The sequence below is a fragment of the Marinobacterium sp. xm-d-579 genome, assembly GCF_013282935.1.
In the GTDB taxonomy this organism is placed as follows: domain Bacteria; phylum Pseudomonadota; class Gammaproteobacteria; order Pseudomonadales; family Balneatricaceae; genus Marinobacterium_E.
The window spans coordinates 148381-163267 of record NZ_WBYP01000002.1; the positions used below are offsets into that span (position 1 = coordinate 148381).

19 protein-coding genes are annotated in these 14887 nt (G+C 48.0%); 11 read left to right on the top strand and 8 right to left on the bottom strand.

Features of this window, described 5'->3' with window-relative positions:
* Nucleotides 1-79: 79 nt before the first annotated feature.
* From XMD579_RS04395 to purM, 4 genes are read right to left on the bottom strand one after another with little or no spacing between them, the layout of a single operon-like run.
* Nucleotides 80-316 carry a YfcL family protein gene (locus tag XMD579_RS04395; RefSeq protein WP_173498112.1) on the bottom strand — a complete coding sequence of 79 codons (237 nt, stop codon included), beginning with the start codon at nt 314-316 and terminating at the stop codon, nt 80-82.
* Nucleotides 309-995 (bottom strand): DUF3108 domain-containing protein, encoded by a 687-nt coding sequence (locus XMD579_RS04400; RefSeq protein ID WP_173505916.1) that lies wholly within the window; start codon nt 993-995, stop codon nt 309-311. Before XMD579_RS04400 ends, XMD579_RS04395 begins: the two co-directional genes overlap by 8 nt.
* Nucleotides 996-1013: 18 nt before the next feature.
* On the bottom strand, nt 1014-1652 hold the full coding sequence (gene purN / locus XMD579_RS04405; RefSeq protein WP_173498110.1) for a phosphoribosylglycinamide formyltransferase: 639 nt from the start codon (nt 1650-1652) through the stop codon (nt 1014-1016).
* Between the two features lie 2 nt (nt 1653-1654).
* Nucleotides 1655-2713, bottom strand: coding sequence for a phosphoribosylformylglycinamidine cyclo-ligase (purM, locus tag XMD579_RS04410; protein ID WP_173505917.1), 1059 nt, complete (start codon nt 2711-2713; stop codon nt 1655-1657).
* Between the two features lie 127 nt (nt 2714-2840).
* On the opposite strand from purM, the gene XMD579_RS04415 reads away from it, so the two are divergent.
* Genes XMD579_RS04415 through tcdA form a run of 6 tightly spaced genes read left to right on the top strand, consistent with a single transcriptional unit; the run spans nt 2841 to nt 7369 of the window.
* Nucleotides 2841-3854, top strand: coding sequence for a hypothetical protein (locus tag XMD579_RS04415; RefSeq protein WP_173505918.1), 1014 nt, complete (start codon nt 2841-2843; stop codon nt 3852-3854).
* Nucleotides 3854-4927 (top strand): AI-2E family transporter, encoded by a 1074-nt coding sequence (locus tag XMD579_RS04420; protein ID WP_173505919.1) that lies wholly within the window; start codon nt 3854-3856, stop codon nt 4925-4927. The genes XMD579_RS04415 and XMD579_RS04420 overlap by 1 nt, the downstream gene beginning before the upstream one ends.
* Nucleotides 4927-5655: a DnaA regulatory inactivator Hda gene (gene hda, locus XMD579_RS04425; protein ID WP_173505920.1), complete on the top strand. Its 729-nt coding sequence runs from the start codon at nt 4927-4929 to the stop codon at nt 5653-5655. The genes XMD579_RS04420 and hda overlap by 1 nt, the downstream gene beginning before the upstream one ends.
* Nucleotides 5652-6335, top strand: a complete 684-nt coding sequence (locus tag XMD579_RS04430; protein WP_173489116.1) for a TIGR01621 family pseudouridine synthase — start codon at nt 5652-5654, stop codon at nt 6333-6335. The genes hda and XMD579_RS04430 overlap by 4 nt, the downstream gene beginning before the upstream one ends.
* Nucleotides 6336-6348: 13 nt before the next feature.
* Nucleotides 6349-6564 (top strand): hypothetical protein, encoded by a 216-nt coding sequence (locus XMD579_RS04435; protein ID WP_173481538.1) that lies wholly within the window; start codon nt 6349-6351, stop codon nt 6562-6564.
* The gene (gene tcdA / locus XMD579_RS04440; protein WP_173505921.1) at nt 6554-7369 is read left to right on the top strand and encodes a tRNA cyclic N6-threonylcarbamoyladenosine(37) synthase TcdA; all 816 of its coding nucleotides are present in this window, start codon (nt 6554-6556) and stop codon (nt 7367-7369) included. Before XMD579_RS04435 ends, tcdA begins: the two co-directional genes overlap by 11 nt.
* A 29-nt stretch (nt 7370-7398) precedes the next feature.
* On the opposite strand, the gene XMD579_RS04445 is transcribed toward tcdA, so the two are convergent.
* The gene (locus XMD579_RS04445) at nt 7399-7578 is read right to left on the bottom strand and encodes an RSP_7527 family protein (protein WP_173481536.1); all 180 of its coding nucleotides are present in this window, start codon (nt 7576-7578) and stop codon (nt 7399-7401) included.
* 122 nt (nt 7579-7700) lie between these two features.
* Between XMD579_RS04445 and gcvA the strand changes: the two genes are divergently transcribed.
* Together gcvA and XMD579_RS04455 are read left to right on the top strand one after the other, a co-directional pair.
* On the top strand, nt 7701-8612 hold the full coding sequence (gene gcvA / locus XMD579_RS04450; protein ID WP_173505922.1) for a transcriptional regulator GcvA: 912 nt from the start codon (nt 7701-7703) through the stop codon (nt 8610-8612).
* 5 nt (nt 8613-8617) lie between these two features.
* On the top strand, nt 8618-9085 hold the full coding sequence (locus tag XMD579_RS04455; protein WP_173484270.1) for a hypothetical protein: 468 nt from the start codon (nt 8618-8620) through the stop codon (nt 9083-9085).
* Between the two features lie 419 nt (nt 9086-9504).
* Here the strand turns inward: XMD579_RS04455 and XMD579_RS04460 are convergent, their stop codons facing one another.
* Nucleotides 9505-10371, bottom strand: coding sequence for a prephenate dehydratase (locus XMD579_RS04460; protein WP_173481533.1), 867 nt, complete (start codon nt 10369-10371; stop codon nt 9505-9507).
* 143 nt (nt 10372-10514) lie between these two features.
* Nucleotides 10515-12017 carry a sodium/proton antiporter NhaB gene (nhaB, locus tag XMD579_RS04465; RefSeq protein ID WP_173505923.1) on the bottom strand — a complete coding sequence of 501 codons (1503 nt, stop codon included), beginning with the start codon at nt 12015-12017 and terminating at the stop codon, nt 10515-10517.
* Nucleotides 12018-12165: 148 nt separating this feature from the next.
* Here nhaB and nudC point away from each other — a divergent pair, with 148 nt between their 5' ends.
* Nucleotides 12166-12921 (top strand): NAD(+) diphosphatase, encoded by a 756-nt coding sequence (gene nudC, locus XMD579_RS04470; protein ID WP_173505924.1) that lies wholly within the window; start codon nt 12166-12168, stop codon nt 12919-12921.
* Between the two features lie 20 nt (nt 12922-12941).
* Here the strand turns inward: nudC and XMD579_RS04475 are convergent, their stop codons facing one another.
* Complete coding sequence (locus tag XMD579_RS04475; protein ID WP_173483150.1) at nt 12942-13265, bottom strand: SCP2 sterol-binding domain-containing protein; 324 nt, start codon at nt 13263-13265, stop codon at nt 12942-12944.
* A gap of 76 nt (nt 13266-13341) precedes the next feature.
* On the opposite strand from XMD579_RS04475, the gene sohB reads away from it, so the two are divergent.
* Nucleotides 13342-14406, top strand: a complete 1065-nt coding sequence (gene sohB, locus XMD579_RS04480; RefSeq protein ID WP_173505925.1) for a protease SohB — start codon at nt 13342-13344, stop codon at nt 14404-14406.
* Nucleotides 14406-14882 (top strand): L,D-transpeptidase, encoded by a 477-nt coding sequence (locus tag XMD579_RS04485; RefSeq protein WP_173505926.1) that lies wholly within the window; start codon nt 14406-14408, stop codon nt 14880-14882. The genes sohB and XMD579_RS04485 overlap by 1 nt, the downstream gene beginning before the upstream one ends.
* Nucleotides 14883-14887 lie beyond the last annotated feature (5 nt).

Here is a 14887-nt window from a genome sequence, read left to right on the forward strand (position 1 = left end):
ATCGTACTCTTAATTTGCGAATTGTCAATTACGACGGGGGATGTAAAGGGGATTTATTCGAAGGTGTAGAGTCTAAGAATTAAAATGAATTCAACAGCTCTAAAACAAGTGATTGATCGGTTGCTGACATCTTGTCGACCTTGAATGATTCGCTAATCTCAGTGATCAATTGAGCTAGATTCAGTTTTGCATCTTGGCTATGAAGTAGATCGATATGCCCCCTGATATAGGAGATCGCAAACAGCTGATCAGGGTTGTCCAGTGAGACGGTTTCAAGCTCTAACAGTTGATCGGATAGGGTCTTTAAATCAATCATAAAATTCCACGGATTTTAAGTTAAGAAGGTGCTCTTTGCCGTCTGCATCGATTCGGATTAAACGTATGGTGAGGTAGTCGAGCTCTTTTGCCATCCAGATAAGAGTCGTATGCTGTTGGCCGGCTCGAACCAGTTGCAATTTTTCACATAGAAAGGTTCCAGCAGGGGTTCTCAGTAACTCTTCGCCCAGCCGATTAAACTGATAATTTTTTATCTGCCCACCATCAGCGATTCTATAGTCAAGTTGTTGCCGCCCTGACTTTAAATCTTCTCTGAGTTGAAACTGGTAACTGAGCCTATCTTGAACTGCACTCTCCCAAGGTTGATTCCAGGGGTCCCCATTGACCAGTGTCGTAATTCGGCCTCCAGCCTCATCAAAGTCAATTGAGATAGAGCGTGAGCGACCAAACAGACTGCGCTCGTAGTTGTATAAGAGCGGTGACCACTCACCATGACTGAATTTGAGCTCGCTGGTTTCTCTCTGCTTGGCCATAAACGCTGAGGCTCTGTTGGTAAATCGCCAGGTTCCTGTGGAGGTTTTAACGAGCTCTCGTGTCGCAGTCACTGGAACATCAATTAAAAGATCGATGTTGGCACTGTAAGAGGCTTTAAAAGGGGTAGGTTGAGCAAAGGATGGGCCGATAAGAAGTATCGATAACAGTGCTACCCAACTTCTCATCTTCCCATTAATCCTCATTTACACTCGGTAAAGGTAGCCTGTTTCACCCAAAGGTGATCCGTCTAGAAAGACTCGGTTGTTCTCTAGAGTGATGCGTTCAGAGGCAAACCAAGAGACTGCAAGTGGGTAGATTTTATGCTCTAGCTGATGCACTTTTTGGATCAATGAATCAACAGTGTCGCCTTGCTCGATGTAGGTAGCAGCCTGAATGATGGCAGCTCCGCCGTCCAGCTCTTCTGAGACAAAGTGCACAGTACAGCCATGCTCTGTATCGCCAGCCTCCAATGCTCTCTGATGGGTGTTGGTGCCTTTATATTTAGGCAGAAGAGAGGGGTGGATGTTAAGAAGTCGACCGCTGAAGTGCTGAACAAATTCGTCTGTCAAGATCCGCATGAAGCCAGCCAATACCACGAGGTCCGCTTGCCATGCATCGATCTGCTCCATCAGTGCACTATCAAACGCAAGGCGTGAATCGAAATGGGTATGATCAACCACAGCTGTCTCTATACCGGCTTTTTTAGCGCGCTCTAAACCATAGGCTCTCTCTCTGTTTGAGAGCACGCCAACAACACGGCAGTGCTGGTCGTTGGCGGTAGCATCTATGATGGCTTGTAGATTCGATCCCGACCCTGAGATTAGAACTACAATGTTCTTCATAGTTAGTGGCTCATACCTGCCAGCTCAACTTGCTCGTCGCCCGCGGCAGCGTTTGCGATTGAACCGATCAGCCAAGCCTCTTCGCCAGCTGCAGACAGGATCTCAATGGCCTTATCAGCTTCACTGCCAGGAACACAGATCACCATGCCAACGCCACAGTTAAGGGTGCGGTACATCTCTGTTTGATCAACGTTGCCGCCGGCTTGAATCCAACGGAATACTTCTGGAATCTCCCAGCTATTGGTATCGATCACCGCTTTTGCGCTCTCAGGAAGTACGCGTGGGATGTTCTCTAGAAGGCCACCGCCGGTGATGTGAGACAGAGCGTTAACCTGTACCTTCGAGATCAGCTCAAGAACCGATTTAACGTAGATGCGAGTGGGCTCCATCAGTGCATCTGCGAGCGTACCCTTGCCCATTGGTTGGTTTAGGTCCGCGTTAGACACTTCAAGAATCTTACGAATCAGTGAGTAACCGTTTGAGTGAGGGCCCGATGAGCCCAGTGCGATTAGAGCGTCACCGGCTTTTACTTTAGAACCGTCTATGATCTCAGATTTCTCGACAACGCCAGTACAGAAGCCGGCTAGATCGTAATCGTCGCCTTCGTACATACCTGGCATTTCGGCCGTTTCACCACCGACCAGTGCGGCACCGGCCAGTTCACACCCTTTACCAATACCGGATACAACGTCTGCCGCCATATCGACGTTCAGTTTGCCTGTAGCGTAGTAGTCAAGGAAGAATAGTGGCTCTGCACCAGCAACGACTAGGTCATTGACACACATGGCGACCAAGTCGATACCGATGCTGTCATGACGGCCAAGATCCATGGCCAACTTAAGTTTAGTACCGACACCGTCGGTGCCAGAAACCAGTACTGGCTGGCGGTAACCCTCTGGGATTTCACACAGAGCACCAAAACCACCCAAACCGCCCATCACTTCTGGACGGGCTGTGCGTTTAGCAACACCTTTGATTTTCTCGACAAGGGCGTTACCTGCATCGATATCGACTCCAGCATCTTTATAGCTGATTGAAGGGGTATTGGTATTGCTAGACATCTGTGTTTAACCTCAGGGGTGAAAGCGAATTTAATAGGTAGTGAATTCTATCAGTTTGCGCACCGCTGAGCTATTGTGTGTTACAGTTCTTAGCAAATTTAGCGATGATTTTTTCTTAGGTTTTTTGATGTCTCGCCATTTAATGAAAATCAAGGTTCTAGCTCTTGCTTCAGCTCTACTGACTTGCTCAGTGAGTGCGGTGGCTAAAGATCTACTATTGTGGCCAGTTGATGGGCGCGATTCGCCGGTCAAAGCTGAGCAAGAGAGTGCTCGTTGGGTGCAATTCTTGGTCGAAAAAGGTCGATCTGAATCTATCTCAGTCGCACTGCCCAGTGAATTTGGCGTAGGGCCACTCTTCTACCCTCAACTGGTTCAGGGACAATCCATTGATGAAACACTTCAGCGCAGTGCGGCTGGCACCGGTAATGGTGCGGCAGTGCTCGTGCAATTGAACGAGGGTGGTATCAATTGGCGTTTTATTAAAGAGGGCGTGGGTCAAAATCTTCGCACTTCCGTGACCAGTGATGGCCTTGCTTTGGGCGTCAGTTGGCTGAAGATGCAACTGGATTTAGAGGCAGGTCCGGCCATAGATGAGCGCTCCACCGCTGATGAAATAGCCGAGCAGCCAAATGCTAACACCGTAGAAGTTGAATCGATTAAACCGGAAAGGGTTGAAGCTCCAACGGCTCAGGTAGATCAGGTTGCGCCTCCGGTTATCTCGGCTGTTGAAACCGCTGCGCCCGTTTTACCCACACAGAGTGCCGCGATTGTCTCTAGTAACTATCAACACACGGGTCATGAGATCAGCGTGACAGGACTGGATGATCTCTCTTCACTGCTACGAGTGACAGGTAAACTGCGTGAAACAGAGGGTGTTAAATTTTTGTATGTGTCACAGATGAACGACGTTGAAACTCGTATAGTAGTGGGTTCTGATCTCGGGCTTGCGGAACTGAGTGCTCTATTGGCTGAGCAATCTTGGTTAGAAGAGACAGGTATTGATGCCTACCAGTACAAGCCCTTTCAACTGGAAGAACCGGCAACCCTTGAAGCGTTGTTAGAGCCTTTGGCGACTGATAACGATGCTACTCTTCCATCTGATGGTGAAACCACTCCATCAATTGAAGAAGTGATCGAATAATGCAGCAGCGTTGGTTTGTTCTCTCGGTTCTAATTGTTATCACAATCTTTCTATATCTATTGGCACCGGTATTAAGTCCCTTTGTTGCGGGTGCTCTATTGGCTTACATATCAGATCCTATTGCTGATCGATTGGAGGCAAAAGGCATGGGCCGAACCCCGGCTGTCATTGTTGTATTTACCTCTTTAGCCTTGGTTCTGGTAGGTGCATTACTACTGCTGATTCCGCAATTGTCACATCAAATTCAGATTGTGGCACAACGTGTGCCAGTGGTTATCGAACTGGTAAACAACGAGCTGATTCCTCTGATTGAAGCCAATCTAGGTCTGTCCATTGCTAAACCAGATCTGGCTCAAATTACAGCCGTGTTGGCTCAACACTGGCAGAGTACCGGTTCAATCGCGACCGTTCTTATATCCTCTATTACGCAGTCTGGATTGGCTATCGCTGCTTGGTTAGCCAATCTGGTGTTGATACCAGTAGTCACTTTCTATCTGTTGAGAGATTGGGACAAGATGGTCGCAAACATCGCTGAGTTGTTGCCAAGAAATCTAGAACCTACGGTCTCTATCTGGGCAAAAGAGTGTGATTTTGTCCTCGGTGCTTTCATGAAAGGGCAGTTAGTGGTCATGCTGGTATTGGGTGTTATCTATGCGATCGGTTTGGCACTTCTCGGGGTAGACCTTGCTCTGCTGTTGGGATTAATTGCAGGGTTGGCGAGTATCGTTCCTTACCTTGGCGTGATCATCGGCATTCTATCCTCTTCGGTTGCGGCTTATGTTCAGTTCCAAGATCCGACCATTCTTCTTGGTGTGGCGGCGGTCTTTATAGTCGGTCAACTGCTGGAAGGTATGGTTCTGACCCCGAAACTCGTCGGTGATCAGATCGGTCTTCATCCGGTTGCGGTCATTTTTGCAATCATGGCGGGTGGCCAGCTGTTTGGCTTCATTGGTGTGTTGTTGGCGCTGCCGGTGGCGGCTATTATTCGCGTGTTATTGTCACATCTTCACAGTGGCTATAAACAGAGTTCGCTTTACCATCACGCAGTTGATCAGGATGAACCGTCAGTCTGATGTCTCTCTCATCACAGAATACTCCTCAGCAACTCCCTTTAGGTGTTCAGCTTCGCAGTGACGCTAAGCTATCTCGTTTTGTGCAGTCCCAACAGAGTGCATTAATACCAGCGTTAAAGGGTTTGATTAATAGACAAGAGAATCAGTCTCAAGAGTCCTTTGTCTATCTATACGGTCGCGAGAATACCGGTAAAAGCTATCTTCTTCAGGCGCTTTGTAACGAGGCAGAGCTTCTCGGTATTTCTGCGATCTATCTACCACTGAGTCAAACCGATGAATTGTCGGTAGAGATGCTTGAAGGGTTAGAATCTTTTCAGCTGGTCTGTTTGGATGATGTCGGCGCTGTGATTGGAGATTCAGCATGGCAAGAGGCGCTGTTTCATCTTTTCAATCGCATTCGAGATATTGGCCACTCACTGCTGATCAGTGGTGACGATTCGCCCGCAAACAGCCAAATTGAGCTTCAAGACCTTCGTTCACGCTTGGCATGGGGGCTGACTTTTAAGCTGGAGGCTCTCTCGGATGAGCAGAAGCGGGAAGCGATTCAGCAAGAGGCTGCCGCTAGAGGCTTGGTGTTGGCTGATGAGGTCGCACAGTATCTATTGAATCATGGTGAGCGAGATCTTTCGAAACAGTATGAATACCTTGATCAGTTGGATCGAGCCTCATTGCAAGCGCAACGAAAACTGACCATCCCTTTTGCTAAACAGGTGTTGGGTTGGCTGTGACGCTGCAACGCCTTTTTGATCACCCCGATTTTATGGCCATCTACAAGCCGATAGGTGTTGGGATGCACTCTGAGTCTGGGGAGTTAGGTCTTCAGGTTATTGCTGAACAACAGTTTGGGTTAAAACTTTGGATGGTGCACCGGTTAGATAAGGTGACATCGGGCGTGCTTCTGTTCGCTAAACATGCCGAAGCAGCCGCGCAGCTATCAAACCTGTTCAGTGAACAGTCGATTCAAAAAACTTATCTCGCCCTAAGCCAATCCAAGCCGAAACGAAAGCAGGGTCGCATCAAAGGTGATATGGCAGCGGCGCGGAATGGAAGTTATAAGCTGCTCAAAACTCAGTCTAACCCTGCTATTACTGACTTCTTTTCACTCTCTATTGAGCCGGGTTTACGTCTCTTCGTCTGTCGACCTAAAACCGGTAAGACGCACCAGATTCGAGTCGCCCTGAAAAGTGAAGGTGCGGCAATACTCGGTGACCAGCGATATGGCCAGCCCTCTGATCGTACCTACCTGCATGCTTGGCGTATCGCATTTCAGTACCAAAAAGAGGCTTTTCAGATAGAGGCAGTCCCTCTAGAAGGTGAGTGGTTCAACAAAAACACTTTTATCGACAAGCTGAAGCAACTTGAAAATGGCAACTATTGGCCAGAACATTGGCTTAAGAACCAGAATTAATGAGACAAAAGTTATGAGTGATGATCGAGTCATTAGAGATTTTACACTGCGCAGCAAAGAGGATCGTGAAGAGCTGCTACTGCATACCTGGTGCGACCATTGTCAGAAAGTGGATCTGGGTATGAGTGATCCTGTTGAGTACGAACTGCACGGTATTATCTTTCTGGAAGGGAAATGCCAGATGTGTGGAGAGGTTGTTCTGACTGAGATTACAGACGATGAATTCTGATTACCTTGATCGATTCGCAGGTATTGGGCGCCTCTATGGCACTGATTCACTCGAAAAGTTTCACAAGGCTCATGTTGCCGTTGTCGGTTTAGGTGGCGTTGGCTCCTGGGTGGTAGAGGCGCTTGCCCGGAGTGGTATCGGTGAGCTTAGCCTCATTGATCTAGATGAAATTTGTGTCTCAAACACGAATCGCCAGATGCATGCGGTTAGCTCAAATTTAGGTGCCTCAAAAGTTCAGGTGATGGCGGATCGTGCGCGCGAGATTAATCCCGATTTAATTATTCACGAGCATGAGTGTTTTGCGACGCAAGATAATCTTACTGACCTATTGGTTGAGCCGATTGATTATGTCGTCGATGCCATTGATAGTGCCGGTGTTAAAGCGGCAATGATTGCGTACTGCCGTCGCCGCAAGATTCCGATCGTTACCACCGGCGGGGCTGGTGGGTTGATTGATCCGCTTAAAATTGAAGTTGCTGATCTAAGTAAAACTCAGCACGATGCGCTGGCCGCTAAGGTTCGTTCAATATTGAAACGTCATTTCGGGTTCAGTCGAAGCGGTAAACGATTTGGTGTCGAGTGTGTCTTCTCGCAGGAGCAGGCTAGGTATCCACAGTTGGATGGATCTGTCTGTGCAACAAAAAACTTTGGTGAGAGTGATGTGCGTTTAGACTGTTCTGGAGGATTAGGGGCAGTTACTTCAGTCACGGCTGCGTTCGCGAATGTTGCGGTAAGCCGAGTGTTGATCAAGATGAGTGAGCGAGTCGCCCGAGAGAGAAAACAGGCCGATCAGAGCAGAGCCTGACCGGCCAAAGAGCAATATGCTTTGGAGGCTTAAGCAGCCTGAGTTAGACGTGCTAGCGCTGATTCGCGAGTCGTGCGAAGTTCGCTAACAAAAACACGGCTTAGACGTTTGCTTGTAGTGTCAACCAACTCAGCCAGTGCTTGGCTGCGAAGTGCTTGAGCTTCTTTGATTGCTGCTTCTAGATCTACAGTTGCGTATGTGTAAGGCATGTTCATTTCCTCTAATTCGTTTCGCTGTTCAATTTTTGATCATACTAAAGGTGTATAAGTCTCTCGACAAACGATCCTTTTTTGATTTATTGTTGAGTTAAATTCACTTACAGGAATCTTCTATGCGACGCTTACCACCACTTAATGCTCTTCGTGTGTTCGATGCTGCTGCCCGCCATGGTAGCTTTAACCGCGCCAGTGAAGAGCTTTGTGTCACGCCATCGGCGGTTAGCCATCAGTTGAAGTCACTTGAAGAGTTTTTAGGTGTTGAGCTTTTTAAACGTGAGAAGCGAACCATTTCGTTGACGGCTGCAGGGGAGCGTTATTTACCCTCGGTGCAGATAGCCTTAGACGAACTGGAGCAGGCGACACGCAGATTGGTTGCAGCGCCTAATACCAACGTGGTGAAGGTGAGCATCGCGCCAGCCTTCTTAACACGTTGGTTGGTACCACGCATCACGCGTTTTCAAGAGCGCTTTCCTGAAGTTGAGCTTCGAGTTGAATCTTCGATTGAGTACATCGACTTTGATAACTCCGAGACTGATATGGCTGTCTATTATGGTACTGGCCATTGGAAAGGAATCGAGTCGCATATGATGCGTAATATCTTTCTGACACCCGTCATGAGTCCCAAACTCCTTGAGGGTAAAGATCCGCTCAACACGCCCAAAGACATGCTAAACCACACTTTGATTAATGTCTCAGGTCGTAGTCATGAGTGGACAAAGCTGCTCCAAGAACAGGGGATCTCCATCACTGAGATAAACAAAACCATCTCCTTCTCCAGCACCTCGTTGGCGGTATCGGCGGCATCAGAAGGGATCGGTATAGCACTGGCTGATACAGCGCTGTTAGGCCGAGAACTAGATAGCGGTCGTTTAATCGCACCCTTTGATATCAGTTTGGATAGCCATAATGCTTTCTATCTGGTCTACCGCAAGAATCATGGACTTACGCCTGCAATGATGGCGTTCCGCGACTGGATTCTGGAAGAGATGCAAGCGGATATCGATGCCGCTAACGTTGGAAGCTAACTTCAATGCAGCGTGTTAAGCCTCTCCTAACGGCACTGCTGATCATTTTGCCCTTGGGTGTCAGCGTCTATCTATTGCAGTCTGTGTTGAGTGGTTTCCTAGAGCGGGATCCCATTACAACGGATTGCGACGTTAATTTCGAGACCTGTCTTATTGAACTCCCGTCCGATAGCGAGAAGAGCAGGGTGCTGAGCCTCAGCATGAATCCAAAGCCAGCTAAATCTCTAGTTCCTCTGACATTCAGCTTTACAATCGATGGGCAGCAACCAGAGAGTGCATGGCTCGATCTACAAGGGACCACTGAATATATGGGTATCAACCAGACACCGATAAAATTCAATGGTGAGAGTTGGTCGGGAGTCACCGAGCTGTCAGTCTGCACGACGGGGTTAATGGTCTGGAAGGCTCGCTTGATCATTACCGAACAAGATGGCGAGAGTTATCCCGTCGATTTCTTTTTTGAGGCAGAGTGATTTTTTGGTGGAGTCATATCGAAGATCTGACGATCTTTTCGGTGACAGGCCTTCAGCCTGTCATCCGCTGTTGAAATCGATCGGGGTTTCAGCTGAGCTGAATTCCCTCCTACAATAGGACTTCGCGATAAGCCCGCAACGGAGTCCTACTGTAGGAGTGAATTGCCCGTAGGGCAAACCACGAAAATATTCCGAAGCCAGTCACTGGGAATAAAAAAGCCCCGCACTGCGGGGCTAAAAAGGAATCTTCAATCGATGAAAAATGAAGAAAACGAACACAAGGGATTTGTTCGTTACCTAATCCATTAGGCATGTATTAAATATAAGTCTTATTTGTGCGGTGCACAATATGTAAAAGCTGATTTTTAAGTCAACTTATTTATAAGACTCAATCCTGTATGCTGCGGTGCGGAATAAGGCTACTCTTCGATAATTAGATTGCTCTTTCTGAATGGGTGTGCGGCATAGGTGCCCATGACGCGAACCTCTTTAGCAAAGAAATGAAGCTCTTGTAGGGCTAGCTGCATGGCTGGCTCTTGAGGGTGCGAGGCTACATCTAGGTGGAAGCTGGTGACCTGCATCGTATCCGAAGCCATGTAACTTTCTAGCTTAAGAATGTTCAGGCCATTAGTGGCAAAACCACCCAATGCTTTATACAGCGAGGCTGGGATATTTCGAGCGGTGAACAGGATCGAGGTCATGAACTCTTTGTCAGCATCGTATTCCGGCACCTTACTGTCACGTGCCAGAATTAAGAAGCGCGTGGTATTACCTTCGACGTCTCTAAACCCCTCTTTGACGATATCTAAACCATAGAGTTCTGCAGCAAGTGAAGAGGCGATAGCGCCTAGCTCTGGATCTGGATTCTCTGAAAGATCCGACGCAGAGCCTGCCGTGTCAAGTGCCGCGATAGGTTCAAGTCCTAGTGCTCGAATGTTGCCATCACACTGTGCCAGCGCCTGGGGGTGTGACCAAACACGTTTTAGCTGCTCAACTTTAGTGCCCGGAATAGCGAGTAGGCAGTGATTAACCGGCTCAAAGTGTTCAGCAATGATGTGCAGTTGAGTCTTAGGCATTAAGCGGTAGATCTCTTCGACACGACCGGCAGTGCTGTTCTCAAGTGGGATCATCGCTAAACGCGCTTCACCACGTTCAACCATAAACATTGCATCAGCAAAGCTCTCACATGCGTGTGCCTCCAATTCTGGGTGGACACGGGTACAAGAGAGGTGAGAGTAGGCACCAGGAACACCCTGATAAGCGATTTTTGCGGGTAGGTCTGTCATATCAACTGCTTAATGAGAGAATTAAAGCGATATTATTGCACATCTCTTTACTCGGCCAATAGCCTTCAGAGGACTGAGGGAAGTTTTAAAGATAAAAAAACCTGCCGAGCGTGAGCAGGGCAGGCTTTTATTCAAGTCAGATTTTAGAGTGCATATATGACTGCAAGCAGACCGGTTACCGACATCGTAATCGTGTAAGGCAGTGCCATCCACACCATCGTACCGTACGAGAGGCGAATCAACGGAGCAATCGCAGAGGTTAGCAGGAATAGGAACGCTGCTTGACCGTTAGGAGTCGCTACCGATGGGATATTAGTACCGGTATTTACAGCAACTGCTAGGTGGTCAAACTGTTCACGAGTGATATCACCTGCGTTCAATGCCGCTAGAATCTCATTAATGTAGACCGTCGCAACAAATACGTTATCCGAGATTGCCGATAGCACACCGTTTGCAATGAAGAAGACAGACGGCTGTTGACTTGGCTCTAGTGAAAGTGCCATGTGAATGATCGGCTGGAACAGGTGCTGATCGTGAATCACTGATACCACTGTAAAGAAGACAACCAGCAGCGCGGTGAAAGGGAGTGCCTCTTCGAAGGCTTTACCGATCTGGTGCTCTTCTGTGATGCCGTTGAAGGCGGTCAATAGAATGATAACGGTCAAACCGATCATGCCGACAGGCGCCAAGTGGAAGGCTAGACCAATAACTAGGAATACCGCGACAGCAGCCTGAACGATTAGGCTAACGCGCTGTTTCTTAGTCATTTTAGCCGATTGGTCTTTATCGTAATCGACTAGGATTTGGCGAACGTTCTCTGGCAATTTAGCGCCGTAACCGAAGGTGCCGGTCTTCTCTAGTACTACAACGGTTAGAAGTCCAACCGCCAGTACAGGCATAGTGATCGGTGCCATGCGCACGAAGAACTCAACAAAGGTCCACTCCGCTTTCTGCGCAATCAATAAGTTTTGTGGCTCACCGACTAGTGTACAGACGCCACCCAATGCAGTACCGACAGCACCATGCATTAACAAGCTTCTAAGGAAACCACGGAACTCATCTAGATCCTGGCGGCGCTCTTCATGAACGTCATGGTCAGACGTATGGTCGTGTGCCGAGTCGTTATTTTTGCCCGAAGCGACCTTGTGGTAGACCGAGTAGAAACCGACACCGACACTGATCAACACAGCAGTCACCGTCAATGCATCTAAGAAGGCTGATAGAAAGGCTGCAGAGATAGAGAAAAGTAGAGAGATCGTTGTCTTAGAGCGAACTTTAACCAGTATCTTAGTGAAGACCCACAGCAGGAGGTCCTTCATAAAGTAGATACCAGCAACCATGAACATCAACAGAAGGATGACTTCTAAGTTGGCGTTGATCTCGTGGTATACATTATGTGGATCGGTTAAGCCGATCACGACCGCTTCAATTGCAATCAAACCACCCGGCTGAAGTGGGTAACATTTAAGCGCCATCGCCAGTGTGAAAATGAATTCGAAGATTAGCAACCAGCCTGTTACGACAGGGCCAGCTGTTAAAAGTAGGATAGGATTGGCTACAAGGAAGAAAAGGATTGCTTGCTTGTACCAAATTGGCGAGTTGCCCAAAAAGTTTCGGGTAATTGCCGACATGGTTGATTGATTCATGTAGGGTCCTTACAGTTATTTTAATTTGCCCAAAAGCAAAAAAGCGCAAAGATTATAAGGTTATTCCTTTATTTTGGAAACTGTGGTTTTAATACTTTAGTTTTATATAACTATTACAAATAAACATTGCCGTTTTTAGGGAGTCTTCTTGAACTACTTAATTGCCCATCAAAATCGTCTGATCTTGGCTGACCCAAAACTAGGGGTTGTGTTGGATCGTATTGATCTCTCCCTATCCTTTGACAGCGAGTATGAGATCGAACGTTACCCTGTGTTACCGGGCTATGAGTTGGTCAGAATGTCTGAGGTACCTGGCAGTGCCAAAGTGGTGGATCTTCGAGCTGAACTTGAACGGTCTGATCCATTCCAGTATCAGTTGCTCTCCAGAGCTCAGCAGTTATTGAATTGGCGAGTGAATCATCAGTTTTGTGGTCGCTGTGGTGGGGGTATGGCGTTTGGTTTAACCGAGATGGTCTTGAAATGTACGGACTGTGGGCATCACGCTTACCCGAGACTCTCTCCCTGTATCATCACTCTCGTTGAGGATGGCGATCGAATCTTGTTGGCCCATAACGCTAAGTTCACACCCAATCGATTCAGTACTTTAGCTGGATTTATTGATGCCGGTGAGACGGCTGAGCAGGCGGTAGCACGAGAGGTCAAAGAGGAGGTAGGTGTTGAAATCAGCGACATTCGTTACTTCAAAAGCCAGCAGTGGCCATTTCCTGACTCGCTGATGTTGGCGTTTTTTGCGCAGTATGCCGGTGGCGACATTAAACCTGATGGTCGTGAGATATTAGAAGGGCGTTGGTTTACCAAGGAAGAGCTACATAAAGTGGTGCTGCCACCCAAATTCGCTATTTCTAGAGCGTTGATCGACGACTGGGTTGCACGTCAAAGTTGATTTGCAGCTATAGCTGGGTATCAGTGCCTAAAGAGTTTACCCAGTTTGGTGGCGAGCATCACATCGCCCTCGGCGCGCAGCAGACCTTTCATAAAAGCACTCATGCCATCGATCTCACCCTGAATAACGCCAATGAAGGTCGCTTCATCCATGATCAGTGTGATGTTTGGGTCGGAGTGCTCACCCCAGTTGGCATCTAACTTAGAATCCTCGATCGTTAGGTAGAATGAATCTGCATCATTCAACGAGAACTGAAACGTCTTATTTAGACCTTTGGCGTTGTCAGAATTGAATCGATCTTGCAGCTTGTTGAAAACCTGCGTGAGGGTGACATTTGAAGACATAAAAACCTAGCGCTCATTAGAAGTGGCTATGTTAACCTACCCCTCTCTGTTAATCGACTTTCTTACGAGGTAATCAGTGGTCGAATTTTTTTCTGAATACGGTCTTTTCTTGGCTAAAACGGTCACTTGGGTGGTTGCGATTGGGCTGGTGCTTGCGATGATTGCAGCGACGGCTCAAAAACGTCGTAAGCCGAACGACGGAGAAATTGAAGTCGAATCGCTGAATGATCACTTCACCGAGCTAAAAGAGACGTTAGAAGACCACATATTGGATGAGCATCGCCTCAAACAGATGCATAAAGCGCAAAAGAAGCAGGATAAAGAGGAGGCTAAAGCCCGTAAAAAGGCGGCCAAGTCCGGTGCTCAAGCAGAAGAGGATCGCAAACGAATCTATGTCATCGACTTCGATGGCGATATCCAAGCCTCTGAAGTCGACAAGATGCGCCAAGAGGTCACAGCGGTTCTGACGTTGGCAAGAGAGGTCGACGAAGTGGTTGTTCGTCTAGAGAGCCCTGGCGGCTTGGTGCATGGCTACGGCTTGGCTGCATCACAACTCGAGCGCATTCGTCGTAAGCAGATTCCACTGACGGTGTGTGTCGATAAAGTGGCGGCCAGCGGTGGTTATATGATGGCTTGTATCGCCAACAAGATTGTCGCAGCTCCCTTTGCACTGATTGGTTCCATTGGTGTGGTTGCACAGATCCCCAATTTCCATCGCCTTCTTAAGAAGAATGACATCGATTACGAAGTCCTAACGGCGGGTGATTACAAGCGAACTCTAACGATGTTTGGCGAGAACACCGATAAAGGTCGTGAAAAGTTTGTTGAGGAGCTAGAAGATACGCACGCTCTTTTCAAAGAGTTTGTCTCTGACTACCGCTCGGATTTAGACATTGAAAAAGTCGCGACGGGTGAAGTCTGGTTTGGACGTCGCGCCATTGCCAATGGTCTTATTGATCAGATAGAGACCAGTGATGACTATCTGGTTAATGCCTCCGATGAAGCTGATATCTACAAAGTGAGCTATCAGGTGAAGCAGAGTCTACAAGAGCGCCTCGAACACTTTGGTGTCTCTGCTGTTACGGGCGTTGCTGGTAAAGCTTGGTCGAGCCTGACGCAGAGCCGTTTCTGGGCGCGCTGATGAGTCGTATTGAGATCTCCATTGCTGATCAAACCTTAAGGTTACTGACCGAATCGGGTGAGCAGAGTTGGAGCGTCTCAACGGCTTTAAACGGGTCGGGAAATCTAAAAGGGTCAGGCTGTACACCGCTTGGGCAGCACAAGGTAAAGCTTACAATTGGCGAATCTGCACCGATCAACAGTGTCTTTGTTGGTCGTCGATCAACCGGTGAAATCTACTCAGAAACGCTTGCCAAGCAGTACCCAGAACGAGATTGGATTTTGACACGCATCATCTGGCTACAGGGTATGGAGTCCGGCTTCAATCGTGGTGGTCAGGTCGATACACTAAGTCGTTTCATATACATCCATGGCACACCTGACACTGAGCCGATGGGCGTGCCTAAATCACACGGCTGCATCAGAATGAGAAACCAGGATCTGATTGAACTGTTTGATCAGGTCAACAACAACATGATCGTAAATATTACGGCTTAATTGGA

Bases quoted from the DNA above. Each gene is read 5' to 3' on its own strand.
- XMD579_RS04395 (WP_173498112.1), bottom strand. From the start codon at position 316: ATGATTGATTTAAAGACCCTATCCGATCAACTGTTAGAGCTTGAAACC.
- XMD579_RS04400 (WP_173505916.1), bottom strand. From the start codon at position 995: ATGAGAAGTTGGGTAGCACTGTTATCGATACTTCTTATCGGCCCATCC.
- purN (WP_173498110.1), bottom strand. From the start codon at position 1,652: ATGAAGAACATTGTAGTTCTAATCTCAGGGTCGGGATCGAATCTACAA.
- purM (WP_173505917.1), bottom strand. From the start codon at position 2,713: ATGTCTAGCAATACCAATACCCCTTCAATCAGCTATAAAGATGCTGGA.
- XMD579_RS04415 (WP_173505918.1), top strand. From the start codon at position 2,841: ATGTCTCGCCATTTAATGAAAATCAAGGTTCTAGCTCTTGCTTCAGCT.
- XMD579_RS04420 (WP_173505919.1), top strand. From the start codon at position 3,854: ATGCAGCAGCGTTGGTTTGTTCTCTCGGTTCTAATTGTTATCACAATC.
- hda (WP_173505920.1), top strand. From the start codon at position 4,927: ATGTCTCTCTCATCACAGAATACTCCTCAGCAACTCCCTTTAGGTGTT.
- XMD579_RS04435 (WP_173481538.1), top strand. From the start codon at position 6,349: ATGAGTGATGATCGAGTCATTAGAGATTTTACACTGCGCAGCAAAGAG.
- tcdA (WP_173505921.1), top strand. From the start codon at position 6,554: ATGAATTCTGATTACCTTGATCGATTCGCAGGTATTGGGCGCCTCTAT.
- XMD579_RS04445 (WP_173481536.1), bottom strand. From the start codon at position 7,578: ATGCCTTACACATACGCAACTGTAGATCTAGAAGCAGCAATCAAAGAA.
- gcvA (WP_173505922.1), top strand. From the start codon at position 7,701: ATGCGACGCTTACCACCACTTAATGCTCTTCGTGTGTTCGATGCTGCT.
- XMD579_RS04455 (WP_173484270.1), top strand. From the start codon at position 8,618: ATGCAGCGTGTTAAGCCTCTCCTAACGGCACTGCTGATCATTTTGCCC.
- XMD579_RS04460 (WP_173481533.1), bottom strand. From the start codon at position 10,371: ATGACAGACCTACCCGCAAAAATCGCTTATCAGGGTGTTCCTGGTGCC.
- nhaB (WP_173505923.1), bottom strand. From the start codon at position 12,017: ATGAATCAATCAACCATGTCGGCAATTACCCGAAACTTTTTGGGCAAC.
- XMD579_RS04475 (WP_173483150.1), bottom strand. From the start codon at position 13,265: ATGTCTTCAAATGTCACCCTCACGCAGGTTTTCAACAAGCTGCAAGAT.
- XMD579_RS04485 (WP_173505926.1), top strand. From the start codon at position 14,406: ATGAGTCGTATTGAGATCTCCATTGCTGATCAAACCTTAAGGTTACTG.